General features: G+C 65.5%; 1 protein-coding gene. It reads right to left on the bottom strand.

What is annotated here, in order from left to right; all coding sequences use genetic code 11:
* Nucleotides 1-26: 26 nt before the first annotated feature.
* Nucleotides 27-1,486, bottom strand: a protein-coding gene (locus NBZ85_RS30970) for an IS3 family transposase (protein ID WP_438803125.1) whose coding sequence is annotated in 2 segments (ribosomal slippage) — nt 27-1,126 and nt 1,126-1,486 — 1,461 coding nt in all. Because the reading frame shifts where the segments join, the coding sequence is not laid out codon by codon here.
* Nucleotides 1,487-1,578: the final 92 nt, after the last annotated feature.

Genomic DNA, 1,578 nt, shown 5'->3' with positions numbered 1-1,578 from the left:
CGGAGCCTGTCAATCCCGGTGAGACATCAGGCGGCTTGGTTCGTGGGTAGCGTCTCCTGGGTCTCGATGATCGCTGGGGGCTGGTTGATCCATGCCTTGGCTGGGAGCGCGGGCGGGGTTGGTCGGCGGTGGAACCGCTCGGGGTTGGCGGTGTAGGCGGCGTCGAGGACCTGGGCGCGGCGGGCCTGGATCTCGTGGGCGGTGCCGTCATGGACGCTGGCCGGGGTGTGTAGAGCGATACCCGAATGCCGGTGTTCGTTGTTGTAGTAGCGGAAGAAGACCTCGCAGAAGACGCGGGCGTCCTGGAGGGAACCGAAACGTCCCGGGAAAGCGGGACAGTACTTGAGTGTCTTGAAGTTCGCTTCACTGTAGGGATTGTCATTGGAGACATGCGGGCGGGAATGGCTCTGGTCGATGTTCAGATAGGCCAGGAGAGCGGCTACCGGCTGGGAGGTCATCGAGGTTCCGCGGTCGGCGTGGACGGCGTTCGGCCGGACACCGCCGTTCACGGTGACCGCCTGCTCGAGGAAGGCCTTCGCGAGTTCACCGTTCTCGGTGGGATGCACCTCGAAGTGGACGGCTTTACGGGAGAAAATGTCGAGGATGACGTACAGGTCGAAGTACACTCCGCGGACGGGTCCGGTGAGTTTCGTGATATCCCAGCTCCAGATTTCGTTGGGTCTGGTCGCGAGTAGTTCCGGTTTCTTTCGGGCGGGGTGGGTGGCCTGGGCCCGCCGCTCGCCGGTCTGGTGTCGGGCACGCAGCAGCCGGTACATGGTGGACACGCTGGCCAGGTAGACGCCCTCGTCGAGCAGGGTCGCCCAGACCTGGGCGGCGGACTTGTCGACGAACCGGTCGCTGTTGAGGAGTTCCAGGAGCCGTTCCCGTTCGGTGCCGTCGAGTGCCGCCGGGTGGACGGCCGGGGCCCGGGGCGGACGTTCGGTGGATCGGGCGGGATGACGCCGGCGGTACACCGTCGCCCGTGACATCCCGAGCAGGTCGCACGCGGCCCTGGTCGAGGTCAGGGGCACCAGCTCGGTGAACGCCTCGTCTATGACCTGCCGGGTTTCTTGCTGGAATCCGCGCTCTCGGAGATCAGTTCCAAGAGCGCGTGTGCTTTTCCCACGATTTCCAGCGCTGCTTTCGTTCGTGCCAGCTCGGTGGCGAGCCGTTCGTTCTCTCGGCGTAGCCGCTCGTTATCGATATCCGTCTCGCTGGCCGCGGGCCGACCGGCGGGCTTGGCAGTGAGACCCTCGCTGGCCCCCTGGTCCCGCGCCTCGCGCCACTTCTGGATATGGGAGTGGTAAAGACCCTCCCGGCGCAGCAACGCGCCCCGTTCACCCGAACCGGTCAACCCGTCGTACTCGCTGAGGATTCTCTTCTTGTAGGCCGCGGTGAAGCTCCGGCGCTTCGGCCGGTCCGACCGCGGCCCTCCAGACGAGCTCACCCCGCCATCCTCCCGCTTCGAGGAGGCCATGTCCGCCATGGTCAACGTCACTGGTCCTGAAGATCCCGTCTCGCCCTACGCTACCGAGGTCTCGATGATCCTCATGTCTCACGGGAGTCTGACAGACAGGG

This window comes from Frankia tisae (genome assembly GCF_025403405.1).
Lineage (GTDB): Bacteria > Actinomycetota > Actinomycetes > Frankiales > Frankiaceae > Frankia > Frankia tisai.
The sequence above is the reverse complement of the archived record's forward strand: the minus strand, read 5'-3'. Positions and strand labels throughout refer to the sequence as shown.